This is a genomic window from Rhodovastum atsumiense, from assembly GCF_937425535.1.
GTDB classification, from domain to species: domain Bacteria; phylum Pseudomonadota; class Alphaproteobacteria; order Acetobacterales; family Acetobacteraceae; genus Rhodovastum; species Rhodovastum atsumiense.
In genome coordinates this window covers 4,871,597-4,894,258 of record NZ_OW485601.1, presented here as the reverse complement: position 1 = coordinate 4,894,258, position 22,662 = coordinate 4,871,597, and the positions used below count along the sequence as shown (strand labels likewise).

The 22,662-nt window shown below is 62.1% G+C and carries 17 protein-coding genes and 4 pseudogenes; 5 read left to right on the top strand and 16 right to left on the bottom strand.

The genetic code is table 11. The annotated features are described in order from the left end of the window. Positions 1-104 precede the first annotated feature (104 nt). The 6 genes and pseudogenes from NBY65_RS22070 to NBY65_RS22040 all read right to left on the bottom strand — a co-directional run. Positions 105-293: pseudogene (locus NBY65_RS22070) on the bottom strand (IS3-like element ISAzo10 family transposase); the annotation flags it as partial. A gap of 44 nt (positions 294-337) precedes the next feature. Then, positions 338-1,555, bottom strand: a complete 1,218-nt coding sequence (locus NBY65_RS22065; RefSeq protein ID WP_250265698.1) for an IS256 family transposase — start codon at positions 1,553-1,555, stop codon at positions 338-340. A 56-nt stretch (positions 1,556-1,611) separates the two neighbouring features. Next, positions 1,612-2,959 (bottom strand): annotated as a pseudogene (locus tag NBY65_RS22060) (IS3 family transposase); the annotation flags it as partial. A gap of 129 nt (positions 2,960-3,088) precedes the next feature. Continuing rightward, complete coding sequence (locus NBY65_RS22055) at positions 3,089-3,721, bottom strand: hypothetical protein (RefSeq protein WP_150045773.1); 633 nt, start codon at positions 3,719-3,721, stop codon at positions 3,089-3,091. 657 nt (positions 3,722-4,378) lie between these two features. Next, complete coding sequence (locus NBY65_RS22045) at positions 4,379-4,681, bottom strand: hypothetical protein (RefSeq protein ID WP_150045772.1); 303 nt, start codon at positions 4,679-4,681, stop codon at positions 4,379-4,381. A 1,441-nt stretch (positions 4,682-6,122) separates the two neighbouring features. Continuing rightward, complete coding sequence (locus NBY65_RS22040; protein ID WP_150045771.1) at positions 6,123-7,685, bottom strand: AcrVA2 family anti-CRISPR protein; 1,563 nt, start codon at positions 7,683-7,685, stop codon at positions 6,123-6,125. A 979-nt stretch (positions 7,686-8,664) separates the two neighbouring features. On the opposite strand from NBY65_RS22040, the gene NBY65_RS22035 reads away from it, so the two are divergent. Further along, complete coding sequence (locus tag NBY65_RS22035) at positions 8,665-8,979, top strand: hypothetical protein (RefSeq protein ID WP_150045770.1); 315 nt, start codon at positions 8,665-8,667, stop codon at positions 8,977-8,979. Positions 8,980-9,650: 671 nt separating this feature from the next. Here NBY65_RS22035 and istA (NBY65_RS22030) read toward each other — a convergent pair. The 3 genes and pseudogenes from istA (NBY65_RS22030) to NBY65_RS22020 form a co-directional block, all read right to left on the bottom strand. Then, the gene (istA, locus tag NBY65_RS22030) at positions 9,651-10,631 is read right to left on the bottom strand and encodes an IS21 family transposase (RefSeq protein ID WP_250265721.1); all 981 of its coding nucleotides are present in this window, start codon (positions 10,629-10,631) and stop codon (positions 9,651-9,653) included. A 327-nt stretch (positions 10,632-10,958) separates the two neighbouring features. Beyond that, positions 10,959-11,264: pseudogene (locus NBY65_RS22025) on the bottom strand (transposase); the annotation flags it as partial. Between the two features lie 64 nt (positions 11,265-11,328). Beyond that, positions 11,329-11,673: pseudogene (locus NBY65_RS22020) on the bottom strand (transposase); the annotation flags it as partial. Positions 11,674-11,829: 156 nt separating this feature from the next. Between NBY65_RS22020 and NBY65_RS22015 the strand changes: the two are divergent. Beyond that, entirely contained in the window at positions 11,830-13,005 is a 1,176-nt protein-coding gene (locus NBY65_RS22015; protein ID WP_150045824.1) for an IS256 family transposase, read from the top strand. A 96-nt stretch (positions 13,006-13,101) separates the two neighbouring features. On the opposite strand, the gene NBY65_RS34120 is transcribed toward NBY65_RS22015, so the two are convergent. From NBY65_RS34120 to NBY65_RS21995, 5 genes are all read right to left on the bottom strand, one after another. Beyond that, the gene (locus NBY65_RS34120) at positions 13,102-13,308 is read right to left on the bottom strand and encodes a helix-turn-helix domain-containing protein (RefSeq protein WP_408895611.1); all 207 of its coding nucleotides are present in this window, start codon (positions 13,306-13,308) and stop codon (positions 13,102-13,104) included. A 12-nt stretch (positions 13,309-13,320) separates the two neighbouring features. Continuing rightward, positions 13,321-13,569, bottom strand: a complete 249-nt coding sequence (locus NBY65_RS22010; RefSeq protein ID WP_162530938.1) for a helix-turn-helix domain-containing protein — start codon at positions 13,567-13,569, stop codon at positions 13,321-13,323. 140 nt (positions 13,570-13,709) lie between these two features. Beyond that, positions 13,710-14,210 (bottom strand): IS630 family transposase, encoded by a 501-nt coding sequence (locus NBY65_RS22005; RefSeq protein ID WP_250265720.1) that lies wholly within the window; start codon positions 14,208-14,210, stop codon positions 13,710-13,712. Between the two features lie 47 nt (positions 14,211-14,257). Continuing rightward, on the bottom strand, positions 14,258-14,776 hold the full coding sequence (locus tag NBY65_RS22000; protein WP_250265719.1) for a winged helix-turn-helix domain-containing protein: 519 nt from the start codon (positions 14,774-14,776) through the stop codon (positions 14,258-14,260). 270 nt (positions 14,777-15,046) lie between these two features. Next, positions 15,047-17,635 (bottom strand): hypothetical protein, encoded by a 2,589-nt coding sequence (locus NBY65_RS21995; RefSeq protein ID WP_150045719.1) that lies wholly within the window; start codon positions 17,633-17,635, stop codon positions 15,047-15,049. 528 nt (positions 17,636-18,163) lie between these two features. Here NBY65_RS21995 and NBY65_RS21990 point away from each other — a divergent pair. After that, on the top strand, positions 18,164-18,436 hold the full coding sequence (locus NBY65_RS21990) for a hypothetical protein (RefSeq protein WP_150045718.1): 273 nt from the start codon (positions 18,164-18,166) through the stop codon (positions 18,434-18,436). Positions 18,437-18,556: 120 nt separating this feature from the next. On the opposite strand, the gene NBY65_RS21985 is transcribed toward NBY65_RS21990, so the two are convergent. Both NBY65_RS21985 and NBY65_RS21980 read right to left on the bottom strand, forming a co-directional pair. After that, a complete protein-coding gene (locus tag NBY65_RS21985) occupies positions 18,557-19,123 on the bottom strand; it encodes a hypothetical protein (RefSeq protein WP_150045717.1) in 567 nt (188 codons plus the stop codon). A 532-nt stretch (positions 19,124-19,655) separates the two neighbouring features. Continuing rightward, positions 19,656-20,159 (bottom strand): IS1595 family transposase, encoded by a 504-nt coding sequence (locus NBY65_RS21980; protein ID WP_203330767.1) that lies wholly within the window; start codon positions 20,157-20,159, stop codon positions 19,656-19,658. 161 nt (positions 20,160-20,320) lie between these two features. Between NBY65_RS21980 and istA (NBY65_RS21975) the strand changes: the two genes are divergently transcribed. Both istA (NBY65_RS21975) and istB read left to right on the top strand, forming a co-directional pair. Continuing rightward, positions 20,321-21,856 (top strand): IS21 family transposase, encoded by a 1,536-nt coding sequence (gene istA, locus NBY65_RS21975; protein ID WP_150045716.1) that lies wholly within the window; start codon positions 20,321-20,323, stop codon positions 21,854-21,856. 11 nt (positions 21,857-21,867) lie between these two features. After that, entirely contained in the window at positions 21,868-22,620 is a 753-nt protein-coding gene (istB, locus tag NBY65_RS21970; protein ID WP_150045715.1) for an IS21-like element helper ATPase IstB, read from the top strand. Positions 22,621-22,662 lie beyond the last annotated feature (42 nt).

Genomic DNA, 22,662 nt, shown 5'->3' with positions numbered 1-22,662 from the left:
CCGACCAGGGCGGAGCCTGCCACGGCGCTGCCAGGTCGGGGCAGGAAAGCAGGTGCGCCGATCGAACCGGAAAGCTGGGTCTTTGTCGGGCAAGGCTGAATGACGATGTCGCGCTCCGGGTTGAGCGTGACCGCACCGATTGGGGTCCAATTGCGGGTGTGCCGGCTCCAGCGCCGGGGATGGCGCTCGCGTGCCGCCTGGTAGACGGCATGGCGGGCGGCGAGCAAGCCGCCATCCTCACCGGCATGGCGCTGCGCCGGGGTGACGTAGCGGATGCCGCTGTGCCGGTGCTCAGGGACTATCCGGAATTTCGTGTGCGAGATGACGTTGCACACGTTCAGGCCAGAGCCCGGGTGAACCGTTCGCCGAAAAGGATGGCGAACTGGGCCTTGGCCATGCACCATTCACGCGCTGGCATGGTCCACTCTTTCTCCGCCCGGTTCAAGACCAGAAAGAGCAGCTTCAATGCAGCGTCGTCATTCGGAAAATGTCCTCTCGCCCGCACCGCCCGCCGAAGTTTGGCATTGAGAGATTCGATAGCATTGGTCGTATAGAGAATGCGTCGAACCTCGCTCGGGAAGGCGTAGAAGGGGATCACCTCACTCCAGGCGCGGCGCCAACTCTGGCCAATGGCCGGGTATTTCTGGCCCCATGGCCCTTCTTCAAAAGCCGTCAATGCCGCTTCTGCCGCGGTGGCGTCTACTGCTCGGTAGATTTCCTTGAGGGCACCGGCGACCGCCTTGCGATCTTTGTAAGAGACGAAATCCAGGCTCTGGCGCAGCAGATGAACAATACAGGTCTGAACGGTGGTCTGGGGAAAGACCGCGAGGATGGCTTCGGGGAAGCCCTTCAATCCATCAACTACGGCAACCAGGATGTCTTCCACGCCACGATTGCGCAGCTCGTTCATCACCCGCAGCCAGAATTTCGCTCCCTCGTTCTGTTCGAGCCATAGACCAAGGACTTCCTTGGTGCCGTCGGCTCGCACGCCAAGTGCCACATGGACGGCCTTGTTGCGGACCATGCCTTCGTCCCGGATCTTCACCCGCAGGGCATCGAAGAAAACCAGCGGGTAGACCGGCTCCAGCGGTCGGGCCTGCCAGGTGGTGATCTCGTCCAAAACGGCATCAGTCACCGCACTGATCAGATCCGGCGAGACATCGATGCCATAAAGCTCACGAAGATGGCCGACAATCTCCCGCGTGCTCATGCCACGCGCATACATGGAAATGATCTTGTCGTCGAAGCCAGGAAATCGTCTCTGATACTTCGCAATCAGCTGGGGATCGAAAGTCGACTGCCGGTCCCGCGGGATCTCCAGGGTCAGCTTCCCCGTGTCGGTGATCACCGTCTTTCGTCCATAGCCATTGCGGCTGTTCCCGGTCTCGTCGCCAGCCAGATGGTGATCCATCTCCGCGTTCAGCACCCGCTCCGCCAGCGCCTTCTTCAGCTCGTCAAGCAGGCCTTTCGGGTCAAAGGCCGTCTTCGGGTCAGCTCCCGCCAGCAGTTGGTCGAGCACCGCGTCCGGGATACGCGGCTCCTTGCGTCGGGCCATGAGGGATTCTCCTTCCTTCCCATCATGTCATCCCGCACACGAAATTTCCGACAGTCTCGGTGCTCATGGTTGTACCACTGCACAAACCACGCTGCCCATGCCCGGGCCGCTTCCAGGTCGGCAAATCCCCTGGCCGGAAACGCGGGCCGATATTTGGCGGTGCGGAACACCGCCTCGGCAAAGGCATTGTCGTCGCTCACCCGCGGGCGCGAATACGAAGGGCTGATGCCGAGCCAGTGCAGCATGGCCAGCACCGTGGTCGCCTTCAGCGTGGCCCCGTTTCGCCGTGCAGCACCGGCCGGGCTGGCATCGCATGCACTCCTTCCGCGAGTGCCGTGCGTCGGACCAGATGGGCGGCGTGCTCGGCGGTGTCGCTGTCATGCACCTCGAAGCCAACAATCTTGCGGCTGTAGAGGTCGAGAATCAGGTACAGATAAAACCAGCGGCCCTGCACCGTGGCCGGCAGAAATGTCACGTCCCAGCACCAAACCTCGCCGGGACGGGTGGCGACATGCGTGGTCGGCGGGCGCGAGGCCCTCGGCAGGCTGGCCCGGCCGCGGCGCTTCATCTGGCCGTGGGCGCGCAGCACCCGATGGAAGCTGGATTCGCTGGCGATGTAGACACCCTCGTCGGCCAAGGCCGGGACGATGCGCGCCGGCGGCGCATCGGCAAACCGCGGCTCGTTGGCCACCGCCACAATCCGCGCTCGCTCCTCGGCGCTCAGCGCCTGCGCCGGCCGCGGACGCTCGGCCTGCGGCCGACGATCGGCGTGCACCGCGCCAGCGGCGGCGTCGGTGCCGGCACGCCAGCGCTGCCGCGTCCGCGGATCAATGCCCGCCTCGGCACAAGCCGCGCTCAGACGCGCCCCGGCCGCATGCGCCCGGGCAACCTCCTCCAGCAGGGTCCGGCGGTCTTCCGGCGAGGTCATGCGTCCTCGCCGTCGCGGAAGACCGCCGCCAGTTTTCCCCGCATCACCAGCAAGGCTGTGGTCTCCGCCAGCGCCTTGTCCTTGCGCTGCAACTCGCGCTCCAGCTCCTTGATCCGTCGCCGGTCCTGCTTGGTGTCGGCAGCACTGGCGCCTCGGGGCTCGCCCAGCCCGGCCATGGCGTCACGCTTCCAGCGCTCCAGGTCCGCGACGTAGAGCCCGTGCTCCCGGCACCAGGCACTGCGGCTCGCCTCGTCCATCGTCGCCGTGGTGATCACCGCTTCCAGCCGTGCCGCCGGCGTCCATCGTTCCTCCCCTCCCGCCGCCGCGCCGGGCTCAACCAACGCAGCCGCCCGCCAGCGCTCCAGCGTCGCCACGCTCACGCCCACCTCGCGCGACACCACCTCTACCGCCGCGCTCTCCGGTGGCAGCAACCGGGCCACCACTCGCCGCTTGTATGCCTCTCCGTATCGAGCCAATGCCCTCGTCCCGCGCCCCCATCGCCTCATCCTATCCAGGCGGCAACTTCACTGACACAGGGGGCGGCGGAGAAGGCAGCGGTGCCTCCTCGGCCTGCAGGTCAAAACGGGATGCTATCGGTATCGCCTTCAGAACGGGTTTTCAGCTTCAATACGGGCTTTCAGCGCTTTTCCGACAGTGCAGACGGTCGTCACGAGGCGCAGGGTCCGCTCGCACGATTGCCGGACGAGGCGCTGTTGTGTCTCTGTCGCGTTCTCGTCTTGGTATGTCGAGGGGCCCGCTTTGGTCCAGTAGAACGGCGGATACAGCACCCAACAACCGCTCTCACGAGTAAAGAAGTGTTGCACCAAGAGGGCGTCTTTATCCGTATCAGGACGGACACGGACAAGGTCGACCGATCCCTGGAAGCGGTCGTCGAGTGCGGCTACAAGGACATTGAGCCCCGGGTCGAAATCTGGCTCGCCAGAAACTGGCTGCTCAGCCATAGCTGCCGCGGTGACGAGCCACAGGCGGTGTGCCTGGTACATCATGTCTCGGGTGTCATGGCCGACGAAGCAAGACGTGCAGTGGTGCGGGTCGGAATGATGGTCCTCAATGTCGACCGGCGCCCATTCGCGCATCCAGTCGGCGCTCTGCATGACGTCGTTGAACCGGTTTATGTCGTCCATTTTGATGCCTGGGGACGGCGGGACATGGTGGAGCAGTGATCCCCATATGGTGACGTAGGGGTCAGATGTTTGGTGGGCGTCGTGGGTGAGCATGGGTGCCGTCCGGAATTTGGTTGGAAAGCGGGGTGGCGTAGTTCGGTTGGTAATTGAGGACAGGCGACGTGGCCAATACCAGCGCTTCTGCGCTGAGACCGTTACTGCCCGAACTTTCTTCTCCTTCCGGATCGGCCATTCTTTGACTGGCTTGACCTTGGCGTACGTGTCCAGGAGCTTGGAGTTTATGTCCCATTGCTCCGGTCCTTCATGGACGGAGAACACATTGAACCCTACATACCATTTTGTCCGATGCGTATCACAAACGAAATAATGGTTGCGTCCGACGTTCAGGTACCCGTCCGTCTGACCACACACTGGGCAGCCTCCGAACCGCAGGTCCGTCTCCGATCTTGTATAAAATAATTTTGATTTCATTTTATTTTCCATTCGAATTAATCGTGTTGCGTTGCGCCTATCAATATCGTTACCAGGACCAGCAATAGCCTATACACAAAGGTGCGGCGCCCGCCGATAGAGCACGGAGAACCCCTCCCGGCCGGCCTTGTGGCCGAGCGCACAGGCGAGCCAGGTCCTCGAGCAGCCGCTGGCACGGCGCCGTCTCGCGACTTCTTCGCCAACTTGAACGAGGGCTGGAAGAAGTTCACAAACAGCCGAACCGACCGGTACAGCGAGGCAATGCGCCCAATAGCCTTGTTAGTCATCCGCCTGCATCGTCCTGCAGTCCGGCAACGGCAACCGCCGACCGCGTCCATCCAGTACCTCGACGAGGTACGGCGCCGCCTCATCGTCGTCCCAGCCGAAATGCAAGCCGCTCATGTTAGGGCGCACACGTACGCGAGCGTCGGTCTGCCAGATCCGCCAGGTCAGCTGTGCTGCGCAGCCGTGCAGGTCGCCAGGCAGGCTGTAACGCCGAGCCTCGCGGAGCGCTGCCTGCGGCGTTGATCCCCTTCCCCAGCTCATTGGGCCGAGGCAGTAGTAAAAGATAGTTTCATTCATGTTCAGTTCCCCTATCAGACGCATCGCCACAAAATTATCGGCGATATAATATAATCATATATAGTTTTTTGACGAACCGCAACACGTTTTCCATAAAAATAGGATTTTATAGTATAGCTTTATTTATTTATACTAGCACAGGCCATTTAATAATTAAATTAGTAAAATACAACATGTTTACAAATAGACTATCCACGAGTATCGATTTTTCAAAGATATAAATTTATAATTAATTTAATAAATACCTGTTATTTACACTATTTTTACTTAAAAATCCGAATATAATTGAGAGATGGACTGTCGCATGATTTGGCAAAAACAAATGATAATCTGGGTTCTGTTGCAAATTCCCAGCGGAATGGGAATGGGGCATGATTGCCGGAGGCGAAGTGGCTGAGGAGTTGGTGCACGTTTCAAGGGGCGGCACATCACAGTCCATGTGATCCTCTTCGGTGGTACGCTGGCACTTTTCCGGAATGCGGACCGTCCCAAAGCAATTGCCCAGATGAAGGGCAGCCAACACTACAGTTGCAATCTTGCAAACGTGTTTTCATTTCTTTCTGCAAATGATAGAAAGAACAGAGCCGTCGTTTATGTCGCCTGAGGCGACGCTGAAGTTATTTTCGTCATCATTGGAAGAGGTGAAGGCGAGAATTCGTCCACTGTTTTCCCAGGAGTGAGTGGCGGAATCAGCCGGGTTATTCCTGGAAGCTTTGCTCGGGCCACATGGCTGTTCAGTTCTCTGAGCTTGCCAGGGGATTGAGACGTTCCAAGGCGTCAAGCATGAAGGCTCCATCCATACGCACCGGCGTCTGGTCAGCAGTAACGGGAGCGTCGTACGGCATTTGGGTAATCTCCTGTGTTAGTCGTTGATTTCAGCATGCGTTGGCACGGCGCTCCGTGCAGCGGAGCGTTCTGGTAGAAAGAGTCCATGCGGCCAAGTACAGGCCAGCGATTGCCGCTAATGCGACAGCTTTGCCTTCAACACCGCGCGCCACGCCCCCGGTACCCGCGCCCGTGCGGCGGCACCGATGCTGCTGGGCGGGCCTTCGCCGAAGCGGCGCCGCTGCAAAGTTGGGCACCCTGCCCTGGTGGTGCCGATGGTGCTGCGGGGAGTCCGCCTGGGCGCGGGTGTTCGGCCAGGGCTGGAAGGGCTCCGTTCCGGGCGAGGCTGGCAACCCGACGATCCTGCCCCGGGGCTAGGCGTGAGTGGCATGGACGGGTGATTGCCCGGTCCTCTATCAATGTGCCCCGCCAGCAACAGACCGGTCCCTCAGTCTCGCTGCTCGCGGGACGCAAGCCACACGATGTTGCAGGCGACGCCCGGCCCCTCGGGGGGGGGGGGGGAGGCCGGGTCTTCCTCGGAAGATTCCCTGCGGTGCCGCCCGCATTTCGACGCTGCTTCCCAGCCGGCCATCTGGCGCCGTCCCCAGCGATGATGTCATTTCTCCAACGTCTCCCCGTCCACCTCGCTGTTGCCAGCGACAAAGACCGGAGGGATCCAGTGGTAAATGAAAGCAGTCGGATTGGTCCGTGGGCCACGCCAGTAGCCGTGCCAATGCGCCCGACGCAAATGCGGACGCCTCGGCTTGCCGAGGTTGGCGCCTGCCCCGTCCCACTCGCGCGTCTGCCTGAGGCGCTGGCCGATGCGCGCACCGACATCAAAATATGATACCCGGTCAGCAGGAAACAAGCGCATGCCATCGCGGGTGCGCTTCGGCGCCGGGTTGCCCGGGCGGTGCCCCGGCTGATGAACGTTGTCGATTTCCGGCTCACCCGAGCACAGGTAGAGCACGATCGAGACGAGCGGGTTCACCCACTCGGACCACGTTTCGGCAAGAACAGCGTCGGCGGGAAAAAAGGGATCGTTCCGGCGCATTTCCACCACTGCCCGGTCGACGGCCTCGGTCACAGTCCAGTCGCCAATGTGCAGGATCACCGGCATCACCTCGCTGCCAACATCAAGCAGAAAGCGGAGTTCTGGTCGCCTCTGGTTCACATCCCATTCGAGATAGACCCAAAAGCCCAGGATGGTAAACGGACCGTATTTGAGCTGTGCACCGGGTTCGACGTACGAAGACCACTCTGGAAGACGGTAGAGAACCTCCGACGGGATCGGTCCCTTAACCACCGTTTCCGTCAGTGCCGCCTGCAGGTCGGGATCAATGCGGTAGACACCCTGCGAGTAGCGCCAAGCTCCGATGGCCGCAAGCTGTTGGAGGTCCGCGAGCTCCTGGGATGTCGGCCCAGAGCCGCTCAACCTCTCATGCATGCTAATGGCCAACCACCCGGCCATCGGCAAGACGCACCAGTCCGGCCAGTTGTCCAACCCATTGCCGCGGCCGGCCCGAAAGAGATCAACCGATTTGCCCAGGCCAGGGAACCGCTTCATCAATGCATTCAGGCGGGTGACGGGGCGGGGCAGCTTAGGATCGGGTTCCTCCGGACGCCATGACGGCCCGTTCTGCGGCCCGCTGTCCGGACTGGTGGCGGCCGATGCTGAGGCAGTCAACGGCATGGTTCCTGGGAAAGCCTCGGCGAGCGCGCGGACGACATGCAACTCGGCTTCCGAGAAGTCGATAGGCTGTAGCTTGGCGATCGGCGTTTCAACGACCACCAGCCACGGTACGGGTGGAGGGAACGAAGGCGGTTGCGACCACATCTGTGTGGCTTTGAGAACACTCTCGAGGGAAAGCAGGAGACTGTGCGCCTGCCCCCATGATTCTTTTGATATTGTTACATCAAAGCAGACGATGGCCATCATGGACGGCATCTTCGAAATCCCCGTCGTGCGGGCGATCTCGAAGAACGCTGCCCCGGCCTTGCGGACGCCGGGGGAAGCAAGTGGAAACAGGAGGTCGAGGGACCAACCTGGGTGGCCAGGGATTTCGCCGTCTTCATCGCGCACGATGTCCGCGTACGCGCGCCGCAGGGTGTCTGACTGCTCCGGAAGCGCAACCATGCTGGTGGCGCCCGTGTTCAGATTCAGGCGGGTGATTTCCATTTCGTATCCTGCCACTTTCCGTGGTTCGCGTCAGCGCCAGTGGGCTTCGATAGCGGCTGGAGCGGATGCCATGATCCGCATTTCCATTCCCAATAGGATGTGTTGCAGCGCAATGCCGAACACGGCTTTTGCACGTCACTGATTTTTGCGAAATTAAAAATATTATTGTCTCGTCATGGTTGCCGTTGTTTCTTCTGCCAAGAAAGATACAGTCGTGAATATCGGAACACAACATATTTACATTATTTTCTAAACGTTGACACGCCATCTTCCATTCGCAAAGAAAATTTGGATTTAGAAGGAAAAATTGGTCGTCCTAACGCATTTTATTTCAGTTTATCCTTGTCAATTCTGTAAAAATTCGCTGCGAATGGGTGCCATCATCTTCGATGAGGCGACTTCCAAGTAAAATTCAAGGAAATTTGGGAGCATCGTCCACTGCTGTGGCCATCAGTTCACGTCGTGGGCAAGGGGGTGCCTTGCTGCCTCCAGCCGAGCCGACGAATATCCCTCCGACGCCGACATGGAACACGGAGAATGCCGTGGATTGAGGAGGGATTGCGTCGGAGTGAACTTGTCCAGGAATTGATCGCCGATGCCCGTGCCGACAACCTGCTGCAAATCGTCCGGGTCCGCGGACTTGGGCGCGAGGCGGAAATCAAGGCGCTCTGCCGGAAGATATCCTGGGGCGGACTAAAATCGTTGTTGATTGCGGCGGACACCGTTTCCGATGCCGCGGAACTCATCAAGAGATTCGAGGCAACCGCCGCGCGAGAGAAAGCCGACTTGGAGGCGGGGCGGAGGCACGGGTGCGAGCGAAACTGCTGGACATGCGACAGTCGGTCTAAGTTACGGATCCGTTACCGTGCCACCTCCGTCCAGCCGACAGGGGCGAGAGCTTCCGGTATCTGAACAAGGCCATCAGCAAGCCGATATCTGACGCGTTGCTTGCTGCCGTTGCGCGTGAGAGCGGTATCGAGTGGATGCGCAGCATCGTGCTGATTTCGACAATGCAGGCTTCCACACGCTGCAGAACCTTGGCTGTTCCGGACACAGGCATCACGCTGGGGTTCCTGCCGTCCCACACACCGACCTGCAACAGGCCGAGCGGCTGCGACTCCTGTTCGACGAGCCGGTGGTCAATCAGGGCATGCCTGGCCGGGAACCCCAACCGATTCAAATCAATGCGAAGATGCTCTGTGGCACCGTGGTCGCGCAGATATCCTGCGAGCAGCGCCTGGACTGCCGGGATCTCGTTGGACTTCTCGGCGACATCGACACGGCACCAGGGTAGTGTCGGTGGCGGAGGCGCTCAGCATCTGGGCGGCGGCGTGGTCGTGGAAGGCGTCGAAGCTGCCGCGCAGGGTCTTCCTGCCCTGTCCGGGAATGGCGCGGGCTGCCTGCAACAGGGCTGCATGAAGTCCGAACGCAGCGTTGAGCCCGTAGCGTTGAACCCGTGGCGGTGAACAGCCAGACGATACCGCGGTAGGAGTTTGCCGCCAGTCACCGGCGCCAGGATCGAGAACAGTAACGTGGGAGTTTGTAGCGCTTCCCTTCCGCCTGGCGCGGATCGGGGATCTCGGTAACTGTGAGCCACCGGATTCACCGCAATCAAGATCAAAGAATTGAATAGCCATGAGGGGGGCCTGGCTCTGGCAGCTTCCGGAGGGTACGAATGCTTGTGGGTTATGTGGCAATGGCGATGAGGTGGAAGTTGGTTTGATATTGCCGTTGGCAAGCCGAATTATCCATGGATGCTTCCAGCATTACCATTAACCGTTCAACAGAATCGCCAGAATTGGCTGCATGGTGGTTGCAGGCTTATGGGGGAACAGCATTGAGGCATGAAATGACAGCCATGGCTGATGCCATTATGTGCAGTTCTCTTGCCACAAGCTGCTGTTCTCTTTAACAGGGACATGACCGAATGTGCTGTTTTCCGCCGGCCGTCTGCCGCGGATTCCGTCAGATGACGGCAGGTGGCGGCGGCTGCCAGGCGAGCCAGAACTCGACCACATCCAAATCCAACGTCTCCCCGAGATGTTTGGAGACGTGAACGGGCTCCAGCTCCTCCACCACCAGCTCACACTGGCCGATGACGAACGGCTCGGTGAGCAATGGTTTCAAGGCCGGGCGCTCGATCGCCTCGAACAGCGCGCGGCGGCTGCCCTCTCGCGGTGGGCTGAACGGGCGGTTGTTCCACGCCTCCACCAGTTCGGCGATCGCGGCGTTGGCCTCGGCCAACGACAGGAACCGGCGATGGCGCAACGGTGCCAGCACCCAGCGCTCCGCGTACTTCACGGCGCCTTCCACCGACGACTTGTCCCGCGGACGCCGCACCCGCGCCGGAACGACCGCGATGCCGTAGTGCTGCGCCAATTGCTGGTAGGCGCGGTTCAGCACCGGGTCGTAGTACGAGGCGTCGGTGACCCCGCTCCTGAGGTTGTCCGGCACCAGCTTCTCCGGGCAGCCGCCGATCGCCGTCAGCGCCCGCACGTGTGCGCCCAGCCAGTAGTCCTCCTGGCCCTGCGTCCAGGTCGCCTCGGCGTAGACCAGGTGCGAGCACGGCAGGCAGGCGACGAACACCTGCGCCTCGCGCGGCACGCCCAGGTCCATCACCGTCAGCGTCATCCCGGCGTAGTCGACCTCCAGCACTTCGCCCGCACGGTGCACCTGGCGCATCACCGTCGGCCGCGACGCCCGCTGCCAGGCGCGGAAATGCCGCAGGAACTGGGTGTACTGGTAGCCGTCCGGCTGCCCCGCGACGTACTCCAGCCACAACAGCCGCAGCGTCACGCCACGGCGACGGGATTCGCGGTCAATGACCTCCCAGTCCGGCAGTGGGCGCGACATGTCGCGCAGTTCGCGCGGCGGAAACAAACGGCGGTCGAGTTCCTCGTCGCTCAGGGCGCACAGTTGCGGGTAATCCAGCCCGGTGGCAGCCACCCTCAGCAGGTAGTCCTACACGGTCGACCGGGCCAGCCGCGCCCCGGCCGCGACTTGGCTATCGTTCAGTCCCAACTCGAATTTCAGGCGCAACACTTCCTTGATCCTGCGCATCAACGTTCTCGTCCTCGGCATCCATCACTCCCGGTGAAAGGGAGGGATGTTCTTGGCGATTACTCGCCTGCCAGGAGAGCCCCGTCCGCCGCAGCCGGTGCCGCTTCGCCCCGTGCCAGGGTGCCGGTTTCCTGCGTGATCCACCGCCGCTTTCCAGCGTGGTGAGTTGCCGGTTTCGAGCGTGATCCACAGCCGGTTTGCTCCGTGCTGTACACTCTCGCCTCCGGCCGACGCTCATCGACCGGGGGCCTTCCGCAAAAAATCCCGTTCCATCACCAACTGGCCAATCTTGGCGTGCAGCTTCTCGAGCTCCTCCGCCCGTGCCGTCTCCATCGCCTCCGCGCGGCCCGAGAACACCCCGGTCATCCCTTCAATGGCCTGCTTCTTCCAGGCGTTGATCAGCGTCTGGTGCACCCCGTGCTTGGCCACCAGTTGCGCCACCGTCAACTCGCCCCGGATCGCCTCCAGAGCTACCTTCGCCTTGAACTCCGCCGAGTAGCGCTTCCGCTGCCCGCTCATCCGTTCGTTCTTCGTCCAGTCGGACCAAGCTTATCCAACTGTCCGGGATCCGGGGACCAGCTCAGTCCCGTAAAAACTGCCATATATTCTCGGTCGGGTTGAGCTCAGGGCATTTCGGTGGCAGCGGCACCAAGGTGATGTTGGAGGGCACCGCGAGGCGCGCTGAGGTATGCCACCCCGCCTGATCGAGCATCAGCACAGCATGCGCACCGGGCACCACGGCGGCGGCGATCTCGACCAGATGCAGGTTCATCGCATCGAGATTACATCGGGGCAGAACCAGCGCGGCCTCCTTGCCCTCCCGAGGACAGATGGCGCCGAAGATCGCCGTGCGCTGGTCCTGGGGAGCAGAGGGCCGAGTGCCCCGTCGGGCCCAGCGGCGGGTGAGCTTGTTTTTCTGACCAATGCGGTTGATCGCCTTCGGCGCTCAACCACCACCAACACCATCGATCGTGTCCCGGGGAGTGGTGTAGGAGCGGCGCCCCGTGAGGGGGGGGTGGCCATGGCCTGATCGCCGGGTAGGTTTGGGTTGTCACGACCACGCAACCTTCCCCGGAGACCGACCATGACCGCCGACACGATCGCCCTTACCGAGTTGCTTGAGAAGGGGGCGGAGACCGACCTGCTGCGCGAGATGCTCAGCTTCATGGTGCACCGGCTGATGGACGCCGAGGTGTCGCAGCTCTGCGGTGCCGGGCACGGCGAGCGCAGCCCCGAGCGCACCAACCAGCGCAATGGTACCCGGTCACGTCCCTGGGACACGCGGGCAGGCCGCCTGGAAGTCAGGATCCCGAAGCTGCGTCACGGCTCTTACTTTCCCAGCTTCCTTGAGCCGCGGCGCACCGCCGAGCGGGCGCTGGCGGCAGTGATCCAGGAAGCCTACGTCCATGGTGTTTCGACGCGCAGCGTGGATGACCTGGTCAAAGCGCTCGGCCTGGAGGGTGTTTCCAAGAGCGAAGTCAGCCGCATCTGCGCCGAACTCGACGGCCAGGTGGCGGCGTTCCGCAACCGGCCGATCGAGGGCGATTGGCCATATCTGTGGATCGACGCCACCTACGTGAAGACGCGCGAGGCCGGGCGGGTGGTCTCGACGGCGGTGATAATCGCTGTGGGAGTGAACACCGACGGCCGCCGCGAAGTGCTCGGCCTGGCGACCGGCCCGTCGGAGGCGGAGATCTTCTGGACCGACTTCCTGCGCTCCCTGACCCGGCGCGGCCTGCGCGGGGTCAAGCTGGTGATTTCGGATGCCCACGAGGGGCTGAAAGCGGCCGCGGCCAAGACGCTGCGCGCCACCTGGCAGCGCTGCCGGGTGCATTTCATGCGCAACGCACTGGCCTATGTCGGCGCCACCCAGCGGCCGATGGTGATCGCCCTGCTCAAGACCATCTTCGCCCAGCCCGACCGCGCCGCCGCCCAGGCGCAATGGCGCGACGTCACCGACCGGTTGCGAGGGCAGTTCCCCAAACTGGCCGCCTTCCTGGAGGCCGCCGAGGCCGATGTGCTGGCCTACATGGATTTCCCCAAGGCGCACTGGAGCAAGCTGCACAGCACCAACCCGCTCGAACGCCTCAATGCCGAGGTCAAGCGCCGCTGCGATGTCGTCGGCATCTTTCCCAACGATGCCGCGGTCATCCGCCTCGTCGGCGCGCTGCTGATCGAATGGGCGGTCCAGCGGCGCTATATGCCTCTGGAGGCGCTGGCCCCCATGGGCAATACTGAGCTGCCCGCCGTCGCAGCCTGACCGCGGCAAACCCACACCGCCGGAGACAGGCCCGCCACTGCCGCTCCTACACCACTCCCCGGGACACGATCTCAACCCCATCGGCAAACCAGATCTCTATTCGTTCAGGGGCGATACCCTTCTCGGCGGCGATTTCTTCCAGCCGGGCCGGGAAACTTTTTTAAAATGTTCAATTGCCCCTTCGACCTGGGCATGATGGCGCGGCCGGACCGACAGCTTGCGAAAGCCCATCGCCCGCAACTCCCGGCTCATCGTTTGCCGCGACACCGATATCTGGAATTCTTCCCAGACCCACTGACACAGGTCGATTTGCCGTCAGCGCACCACACCGTGCGCCGCCGGGATCGGTCTGCTGTCGATGACCGCGGCCAATGCCGCACGCTGCTCCGCGCTCAGCAGAGGCACTGGCCCTGGCCGCTTGGGATCGATCAGCCCCGCCGGACCGGCCGCGTTGAACTTCACCACCCAGTCCCGAACAATCTGCGGCGTCACTCCGCCGATCTTCGCCGCCTCCGCCCGGCTCGCCCCCTCGTAGATCGCCGCCACGTACCGACACCGCGTCAAAATCACCTCGCAAGAGCAAGGGGCGAGCCATGGCGAACCTCCTTCGTTCGCCATCTTGAATCCGATTTCACCCGCGTCGGGCAACCCCCGCATGAGTCGTCATTCACGGGCATTGGCATAATTGTGTAATACCGCCCTGCCTATGAACTGATCTCTTTGAGCCACGGATAGGCGGTGAGCGACCTGAGCGTGTCGGGGGTGAGCGCGCACCAAGCGTCAGCGCAAGCCTGGACAATGTCGTCGTAGGTGGCGAACACGCAATGCGAGAGAAATCGTTCTCGCAGATAGAGCCACACACGCTCGACCGGGTTTAGTTCGGGCGCGTATGGAGGCAACATCACCAGGCTGACGCGGTCAGGCACTACAAGATCGCTGGAGGCATGCCAACCCGCACCGTCGAGCACCAGTACGGCCTGCGCATCGGCGGCAAAGCGTGCCGCGAACTCGTCGAGGAAAATCTGCATGGTCTCGGTCGAGACGGTGGGGAGGACCAGAGCGAGACCGTCGCCGGTGGCGGGACGGACAGCGCCAAAAATATAGGTGGATTCGAAGCGCCGGTCGCACAGCCCGCGTGGACGCTCGCCCCGCAACCACCAGCGATGGCCGGTGCGGCCCTTTTGGCCGACTCTGGCTTCGTCCATGAACCATACTTCGATCCGTCGGTCCGGATGGGCCTGCGCGACCTCGGTTACGGCATCGCGCAGCCCCCCTTTTTGAAGGCAGCCTGCGCTGCCTCGTCTGCTTTCGGATGCCGCGGGCGCGTCTTCTGGCGCGACAGGTCGAGCCGCCGCACCACGCGCGAGAGGTTGTCCGGATGCATGGTTTTGCCGAAATGGTCTTCCATCCAGCGGCACAGCATCGGCAACGTCCAGTCACCGCCACCATCGCAGGCAGGATCGGGGCCACGCAGGATCACGGCGCGCAAGGTCGCCTGCTCACCTTCCGTCAGCGTCGGTGTCCGACCCGGTTTGGGGCGGTCATGTAGTCCGGACAGACCCTCGGCGTTGTAGCGGATCACCGCATCCCGCAACGCCTGCTGCTCCATTCCGGCCAGCCGCGCCGCTTCAGCCCGTGTCATCCCCTCCATGGCATTGGGCAACGCCAGCATCCGCATCGCCGCGCGCCGGTCTTGCTCCTGACGCGCCATGCGTCGCAGAGCATCAGCCGTGTGCAAGTCGGTCCGGATTTCCAGCGCTTGCCTTGCCATCGGGGGCTCCTTCGTAACCGGACGAAGAGCATCACACCCCAACAGCCTCCCGCATTAAAAAATCAGTTCATCAGCAGGGCGGTATAACAGAATATAGCCAGAAGTGGCTGCATAGTGGTTGCAGGCCTATGGGGGAACAGCATTGATGTATGGAATGACAGCCATGGTTGATGCCATTATCTGCAGTTCTCTTGCCACAAGCTGCTGTTCTCTTTAACAGGGACATGACCGAATGAGCTGTTTTCCGCCGGCCGTCTGCCGCGGATTCCGTCAGATGACGGCAGGTGGCGGCGGTTGCCAGGCGAGCCAGAACTCGACCACATCCAAATCCAGCGTCTCCCCGAGATGTTTGGAGACGTGAACGGGCTCCAGCTCCTCCACCACCAGCTGCCGGACGTGGTGGCAGGCCATTTCGGGGTCAGAGACAGCGGAGGCGTTTTCCTTGTCTGGGGCGGCGGACACATCCTCCGGCGCCTCCGGGAGGGCAGCTTCCGGAGGGCAGCCGGCTATCGGCATGGCGGTAGCGCCGTCGGCTTCGACGGTGTCATCGACGGCGATCCAACGGATGGGGGCAGTGACGGAGGAATCCCGTTCACGCGGCGGCAGGCGGCAGGCGGCAGGACGCATCTTCGGATTCCAGCCGTTCGTGATGGCGTGCACAACGACATCCCAATAGCCGACCACCATCCAGGCGGCGCGGGTCGTCACGTAGCCGGCGGCGAGCCCGTCCTCGTAGTCGTTCGCGGACCCCTCGACGAGGTGAAAAGCCTTGATCTTACCGCGCGCAACCAGGTCCCTGGCTTCGGCGACGACGGCAGCGCCGCGTTCCAGGGTAGCACGTTCGCGGGCCTGGGGTGTGATGGGGGGCATAAGCATCTCGCGTGAGCCGTCCGCAAAACGGTTTGTGACCGCCTTCTTTGCCGTGGCAATCATCTTTTTCGCCGCCACGAGTTCATCCTCCGCCGCGACGACCTCTTTTCCCGCCGCCTCGCGCTGGCTTTCCGACTGTGCGGTCTCCAGCAGTTCCTTGAGCTCGTCCAGCCGCTCGATGACTGGGACAAGCAGTTCCTTCCCCGGCAGTTTCCCGCCCGTGGCGACGTGCGCATGCGCGGCGTCGAGGATGTCGCAGAGCGGCACGAGGGACGTCATGGCGTCGGACCAGTTCCGCTTCACCGTCTCCAACACGACCTTCCCGTCCAGTGCGCGGGTGACAGCCGCTTTCGTCGGCCTGTCGCCATCGCCAATGAGGCCAATGGCGGCGGCGGAAATCAGCCTTACAGACCCGGTACGGCGCTTGGTCGCCGAGGTTTGCCCGGCGGATTTCCGGGCGCGGTGGACGCCCGTGGCGTCGGCGTGCTTCCTCCGGGCGGCGTTGCGGATCTCGCGCGCATCAGCGGCGTCCGCCGCCTTCTGCTTCCTGCCGGCGTGTTCCTTCCATACGTATTTGGCGACACTGGCGCCCTGGCTTTCGACGCGCGTGATGCTGCCATGCGGGTTGATGCGGCGGGCTTGGGCGATCATGAATTCCTCGAACGCCTCGCGTCCGACGCCGTGAGTGCCGCCATTGCCGTCGGCATAGGAGGCGACACTGTCCAGGGCGACGGCGCGGAGGATGCGGAACGCCGGCTGGCTGCCCGCCTGGACCTCAGGGTCGGGATGTTCGACCGGAACCGGGCCGGCGCCGCGAAGGTCAGGCGTTGCCGCCTTCAGGAGGGCGAGGTTTTCCTTGTTCTTGCCGAAGCCGATGAGGTTCAGGTTCTCGCCCAGGACCTCCAGCGAATATGGCACCTGGGCACCGACGGTGCAGGACCAGAGCGGCGAAAGGGCGTTCTTGATCCAAGTGTCGTTCCAAATCGCGCAAGGATCGGCGCCGATCGGCAGGAGAGCGGCGTTGAGACCGCGCTTGACCGCGTCGAACTTGAAGCGGAAACGGGCTTCACCCTTCGACATCCAGCAGGCCGCGTCGGCCAGCAGCCAGTATGCTTGTGGATGCACGAATCGCCCCTGGCGGTCGACGTAACCGACGATCAGGTTCGGCGCCAAGATGGCGCACGAATTGATGAGACCCAGAAGCGCCTCAGCGGAATCGTAGGTGCGATCGAGGTCAACCCGGAGCAAGGACCGCATGTCCCGGTTAACGGAGGCGTAAGGGAGGTCGGCGCCGAGCAATTTGCTCCGGACCGACTGGTAATCCTCTTTTGTTCTGCCGCCGCGGAACTTTTTGACACGCGGCAGGATTGAGTTAAACAGCCGCAGGATAGGGTGTTCGTCAGACACGAACCCCTGGTAAGTAAATGGTTCCCGCCCGTATCCGTTGCCGAATTCGCCGCCGTCGTGGACATATCCGACCTCGATCCGTGCCTTGTTCAGAGCATTGGTGATGGCGCGTTCGGCGGCAGCCTTCTTGCCCCAATTCTCGGCCACGAGACGGGAGTGCCGGATGATGTCTCTGGCGCCGCGGTCGCCTTTCTCGGCTCGCGTTTCGAGATACGCATAGAGCCCGGGGTCTTCGGCACGGATATTCCGGAGTTCCCTGATCTTGGCGAGATGCCCAACGTCGCGGGCGTAATCGGCGCTGAGGCGGGCGAAAGCTTCGGCAGAACGGCGGCTCAGAGCTTCGCAGTATGCCTGGGCGCGGCGGTCGAGCTTGGCCGCCTTCTCGTCCTGCACCTCGGGTTTATCCAGCTTCCAGTCGCCGCGGTGCCTGGCGTAGACCTCGTCGAACGCCTCGGCCCAATCGGCGCCGTCGGCACGCGGATCGAAGTGCGTGCGTCCGGTGTCGGGATCAATGACAACGTGGGCGAGGGCGTCTTCGTTTTCGGTCCTGGCCTTCTTGCGGCGGTCAGCGCGGGATGACATGTGCTCAGCCCTCAGCTGCGGACGGACGGGCGCAGGACATGGCAGGCGTCAGGGACGTTGCAACCGGAAAGCCAATAAACGCGGAAACGGTAAAGAAGAACGCAGTAATCCCAGGACAATCCTTCTTGCGACATGTATTCGCAGAAGATCTCTTAAGGTTGCATTCGGCCACCGTCGATTTGAGCACGTTGGTTATTCCTTTACAACATCGCCTGATCTTGAGACATCACCCTCGCCCGCACAGCAAAGTTGGTGTTTCCGGTGCCCTCACCCGGATTCCAATCCCTACCCTTGGGGGCGTGGATTGTCCTGGTAAGGAACAGACTGAACCGGCGGACACGACGACATTGAGCTCGACGAGTAATTCACCTGTATTATGCGCTCGTTACAAGCATATTTCAAGAAAATATCGTCTATAAGTTGTATGAATTTTTGCTTGTAAATGGGCAAGGTGCGGCCCGGGGTCCCGCCATAGAATGAGGGGAACTGTCTCATGATTGGGGGTCAGGCCGCGCGGGCTGCTGGCGGATGCTGATCGTCGGCGATCTGAAAGCGTTGCCCGAAGCCGAGACCGAAGGTGCCGTTGTAGACAGCGCAGCGAACCTGCAGCAGAAGATCGGCATCATGGCGAGTCCAGCGTATCTGCTGCGACTTGTTCATCCGGCGGTCTACCAGGAAATTGTGCTATGCGATCGCGCCATCCGCCCGATCATACCAAAGCTCGTGGATCAGAACCTATGGATGGGTCGGGAGAGATGGCTTGCGCGAACCTCTCCTTGGGTCATCGGTTCTGGTCCATGAGCATTGGTATTAGCCGGAACCAATTCGGTGCCAAAAGAAACCACCATTCTTCCCGCAACCTAGGACATTACTCCCATGAACGGACCGAAGCGGCCACCCTGTGGCGACCGCCGCGGTTGTTCAGCTTTCTCCGCAGATAAGCGTGATCAGCCGGAGCACGAGGGCCGCTGTCTTCTCTGCTGCGTTTGCACGGAAAAAATTTGGCGGCAGAATAGAAAGGCGCTCTGCAGAAGCGATAATCTCATGACGGAGGAAAACGACTTCATCCTTTTTGTCGTGTTTTGCACAGCGGACTGAGAGCACTCTGCTATCACGCTTATCACGCTCATAAAGGAAGCCGAAGCGCACCCCTACCATATCCGGGACATTGCCTTCGACCCAGGTGACAGGAAAAGGCAGGCTCAACGCCGACACCTGATCAAGCGGCAGGTGATCCGCCACGTCGCCAGCGGCCCGGCTCAACTCGTTGCTGACATTGATCCATCCTGCCGCAGCGACCGAAGCAGCAAATTTGGTTGCGAATTCGTCGTTCGGGCGAGATTGCGCATAATCAAGGATAGCGCGAGCGAACGCATCTGCCGGGGAGTCGGCCACTTTTCTTGCAGACGGTTCCCACAGAATTTGCCAGTCATGCCGGTCATGCCAGTCATGCCAGTCATGCCAGTCAGACTTTTGATTTGATTCCATATTCAAACTCCTCATGCGACGTGCCTTATCATCTCAAGTATTAAGGGCCGAGTTCACCGCCCGAAGCGGAACCGGAGAGTGGCCCTTCCAACTGTTGCCAGTCTATCGTGGACAGAGTGACGGTGATCGTGCGTGTACCAGCCTCCACTGTCAAGATTATACTGTCAATATTAAAGTATTTTCATAGGATGATGAAAATAAGTATGAACTCCATCTACATAACTTCATCTAAATATATGACATGTCCAATCAGATTTATGTTATGCTACTTTCGAATAGCAGATCCCTAAACGAGTCTTTAAATGATTTACTTCCTGTGTAAAGGAAAACTGGATAAGTCCTGAAGTAATCCTTGCTTTTATATTTCTTTGCAAGGAATGATATCCATTTTTGCTTGCTGTTTGATATATTCTGTTCTTATAGATAAGAAGTTTTCCTTGGACGGCGTCAACCCGTGGACGGCCGGTTGGCCTTCGAGGACAGGAGACGGATCGACGGTGGCTCTTATCGGGTTCCGGGGTGGTAGGAAGCCTCACCCGACCAGACCGCTCACGAGGGCACTGAGCAGGGCCTTGCCGCGGCGCCGGGCGTTGTGCACGAACTGGAAGAAGCCGAGATAGAGCGGCAGCTTGTCCTGCGAGATGCCACGGTGAGGGCGAAGCCAGGAGCGCAGCAGCGACCAGAAACCCTCGATGGTATTGACGTGAACTTCACAGAACCCATCGCCATCTTCATCGCGCGCATACTCGCCGTGAGCGTGGCAGACCGTCTTGTGCGCGTAGCCCCAGGCTGGCAGCCGGGCGTAGATGTCGTATTCGTCGGTATGGATCAGCGTGCCTGGTCCAACCGCCTGCGTGATGATCGGCTTGATGGTCGCCTGTTGCACGTTGGCCAGCATGTGCAGGATCACCTGTCCGCCACGCTGGATCAGGCCGAGGATCGGCGGTTTCTCCTTTTCCAGAGTGCCGCGTCCCGGCGCACCCGGGAGCCTGCGACGTCGTCCCGGCTGCCCCTTTTTGTGCGTATTCCGACGCAAAGCAGCCAGTGATTCCGACGCAAGCCGGCCGGTGATTCCGACGGAACCCAGCCACCCATTCCGAAGCAAGCCAGCCAGGTCTGATCCAGGGTAGGCGGCACGGCTCGTGGGCAGTCCCCCAACGAGGGCAGGCTCTCTCCCGCACGACCCCGGGGAGCGCCATGCCAGGCCAGAGACTGCCGATGCGTCAGGTTCGAGAAGTTCTTCGTCTCAAGCACGTTTGCGGCCAGAGTGGTCACCGGATTGCCGCGGCGGTCGGTATCAGCCGCTACACGGTGGCCGAGTATCTGCGCCGGGCCACGGTGGTCGGGATCACCTGGCCGGTGCCGCCCGAACTCGACGACGCGGCACTGGAACGCAAGCTGTTCACCCCACCTTTCGTGGCGGAGCCAACGCGCCCGCAACCGGAATGGACGCGGATCCACGCGGAGCTGCGTCGTCCCGGAGTGACGCTGCTTCTGCTCTGGGAGGAATACCGGGCCGGGCAACCGGATGGGTATGGCTACAGCCGCTTTTGCGACCTCTATGCCGAGTGGCGGGGGCGGCTGTCGCCGACGATGCGTCAGGCCCACCCTGCTGGCGAGCGACTGTTTGTCGACTACGCCGGGCAGACGGTGGCGGTGATCGACGCGGCCACCGGGGCGACGCGGGCCGCGCAGATCTTCGTCGCCGCCCTCGGCGCGTCCAACCTGGTCTATGCCGAAGCACGCTGGAGCCAGGGGCTGGCGGATTGGATTGGCTGCCACGTCAATACCTTTGCCGCCTTCGGCGGGGTCACCCGCCAGATCGTCTGCGACAACCTCAAGGCCGGCGTCACCGCCGCCTGCCGCTACGAGCCGGGGATCAACCGTAGCTACGCGGAGATGGCCGCCCACTACGGCACCGCCGTCGTGCCGGCGCGGGTGCGTCGGCCACGCGACAAGGCCAAGGTCGAAGTGGCTGTCCAGGTCGTGCAACGGTGGATCCTGGCCCGGCTGCGGCACCGGCGGTTCTTCTCTCTGGCGGACCTGAACGGCGCGATCCGGGACCTGGTCACCGACCTCAACGCCCGGCCGATGCGCCATCTCGGCATCAGCCGGCAGGCCCTGTTCGAGCGTCTCGAGCGCGCCGTCCTATTGCCGCTGCCGGCGGAGCCCTATGCCTATGCCGAGTGGCATCGCTGCCGGGCCGGGCTCGACTACCACATTGAGTTGCATGGGCATTTCTACTCCGTACCTTACCGCTTGGCGCGGACGGTGATCGAAGCCCGGGTCACCGAGGCAACGGTCGAGCTATTCCATGGCGGCACGCGGGTGGCCAGCCACGCGCGCAGCCCGCAGTGCCCAGGTCAGACCACGACGCCTGGCCATATGCCGAGCGCACACCGACGCCATGCCGAGTGGACGCCGACCCGGCTGCTGCAGGAAGCCGCCGCGATCGGCCCCGCCACGGCCGAACTGATCAAGGCCCTGCTCGCCGACAAGCCCCATCCCGAGCAGGGGTTCCGGGCCGGGTTGGGCATCCTGCGCCTGGTGCGCGGCTACGGGCCCACCCGTGTCGAGGCGGCTTGTCGGCGCGGATTGGACATCGGCGCCCGCTCCTACGGCTCGGTGCAGTCGATCCTACGCAACAACCTCGACCGCCTGCCGACGCAGTCCGCGTCGGAGGAAAAGCCGCAGCTGCACAGCAACATTCGCGGCAGCCGCTATTACCACTGAGGAGATCCTCCATGCTCACCCACCCGACCAGTGACCGCCTGCGCGAGCTCGGTCTCGCCGGTATGGCTCGCGCGCTCGAGGACCAGCGTCGCCAGCCGGACCTCTCCGACCTCTGCTTTGAGGACCGGCTCGGCCTGCTTGTCGACCAGGAGGTACTGGAGCGCGACAACCGGCGGCTACGGATCCGTCTGCGCTTTGCCGGCCTGCGCCAGCAGGCAGCGCCGGAAAACATCGACTGGCGCACCTCTCGCGGCCTCGACCGTCCCCTGTTTCAGAAGTTGCTCATGGGCGAGTGGATCGAGCGCCATGAGAATATTCTCGTCACTGGGCCGACCGGTACCGGCAAAACCTGGCTGTCATGCGCCCTTGGTCATCGTGCCTGCCGTGACAACCGCTCCGTCCTTTATCACCGCGTGCCGCGGCTGCTGGAGGCCCTCGGCATCGCCCGTGGCGACGGGCGCTATGCACGTATGCTCAAAAGCCTGGCGCGGGTGCAGGTGCTGATCCTCGACGACTGGGGCATTACGCCGCTGACTGCCGAACAGCGGCGCGACCTGCTGGAGGTGGTCGATGACCGGCACGGTCGCGCCTCCACCATCATTACCAGCCAGTTGCCCGTGGAACTCTGGCATCAGCACATCGACAACCCGACTATCGCCGACGCGGTGCTCGACCGCCTCGTGCACGGTGCCCATCGCATCGAGCTCAAGGGGGAGTCACTGCGCAAGCTGCAGGCGGGCAAGCAGCCCCGGCTTGACGAGTAGCGTCTCCGACGAGCTCAATGTTCGCGTCCACGAACCGTGTCG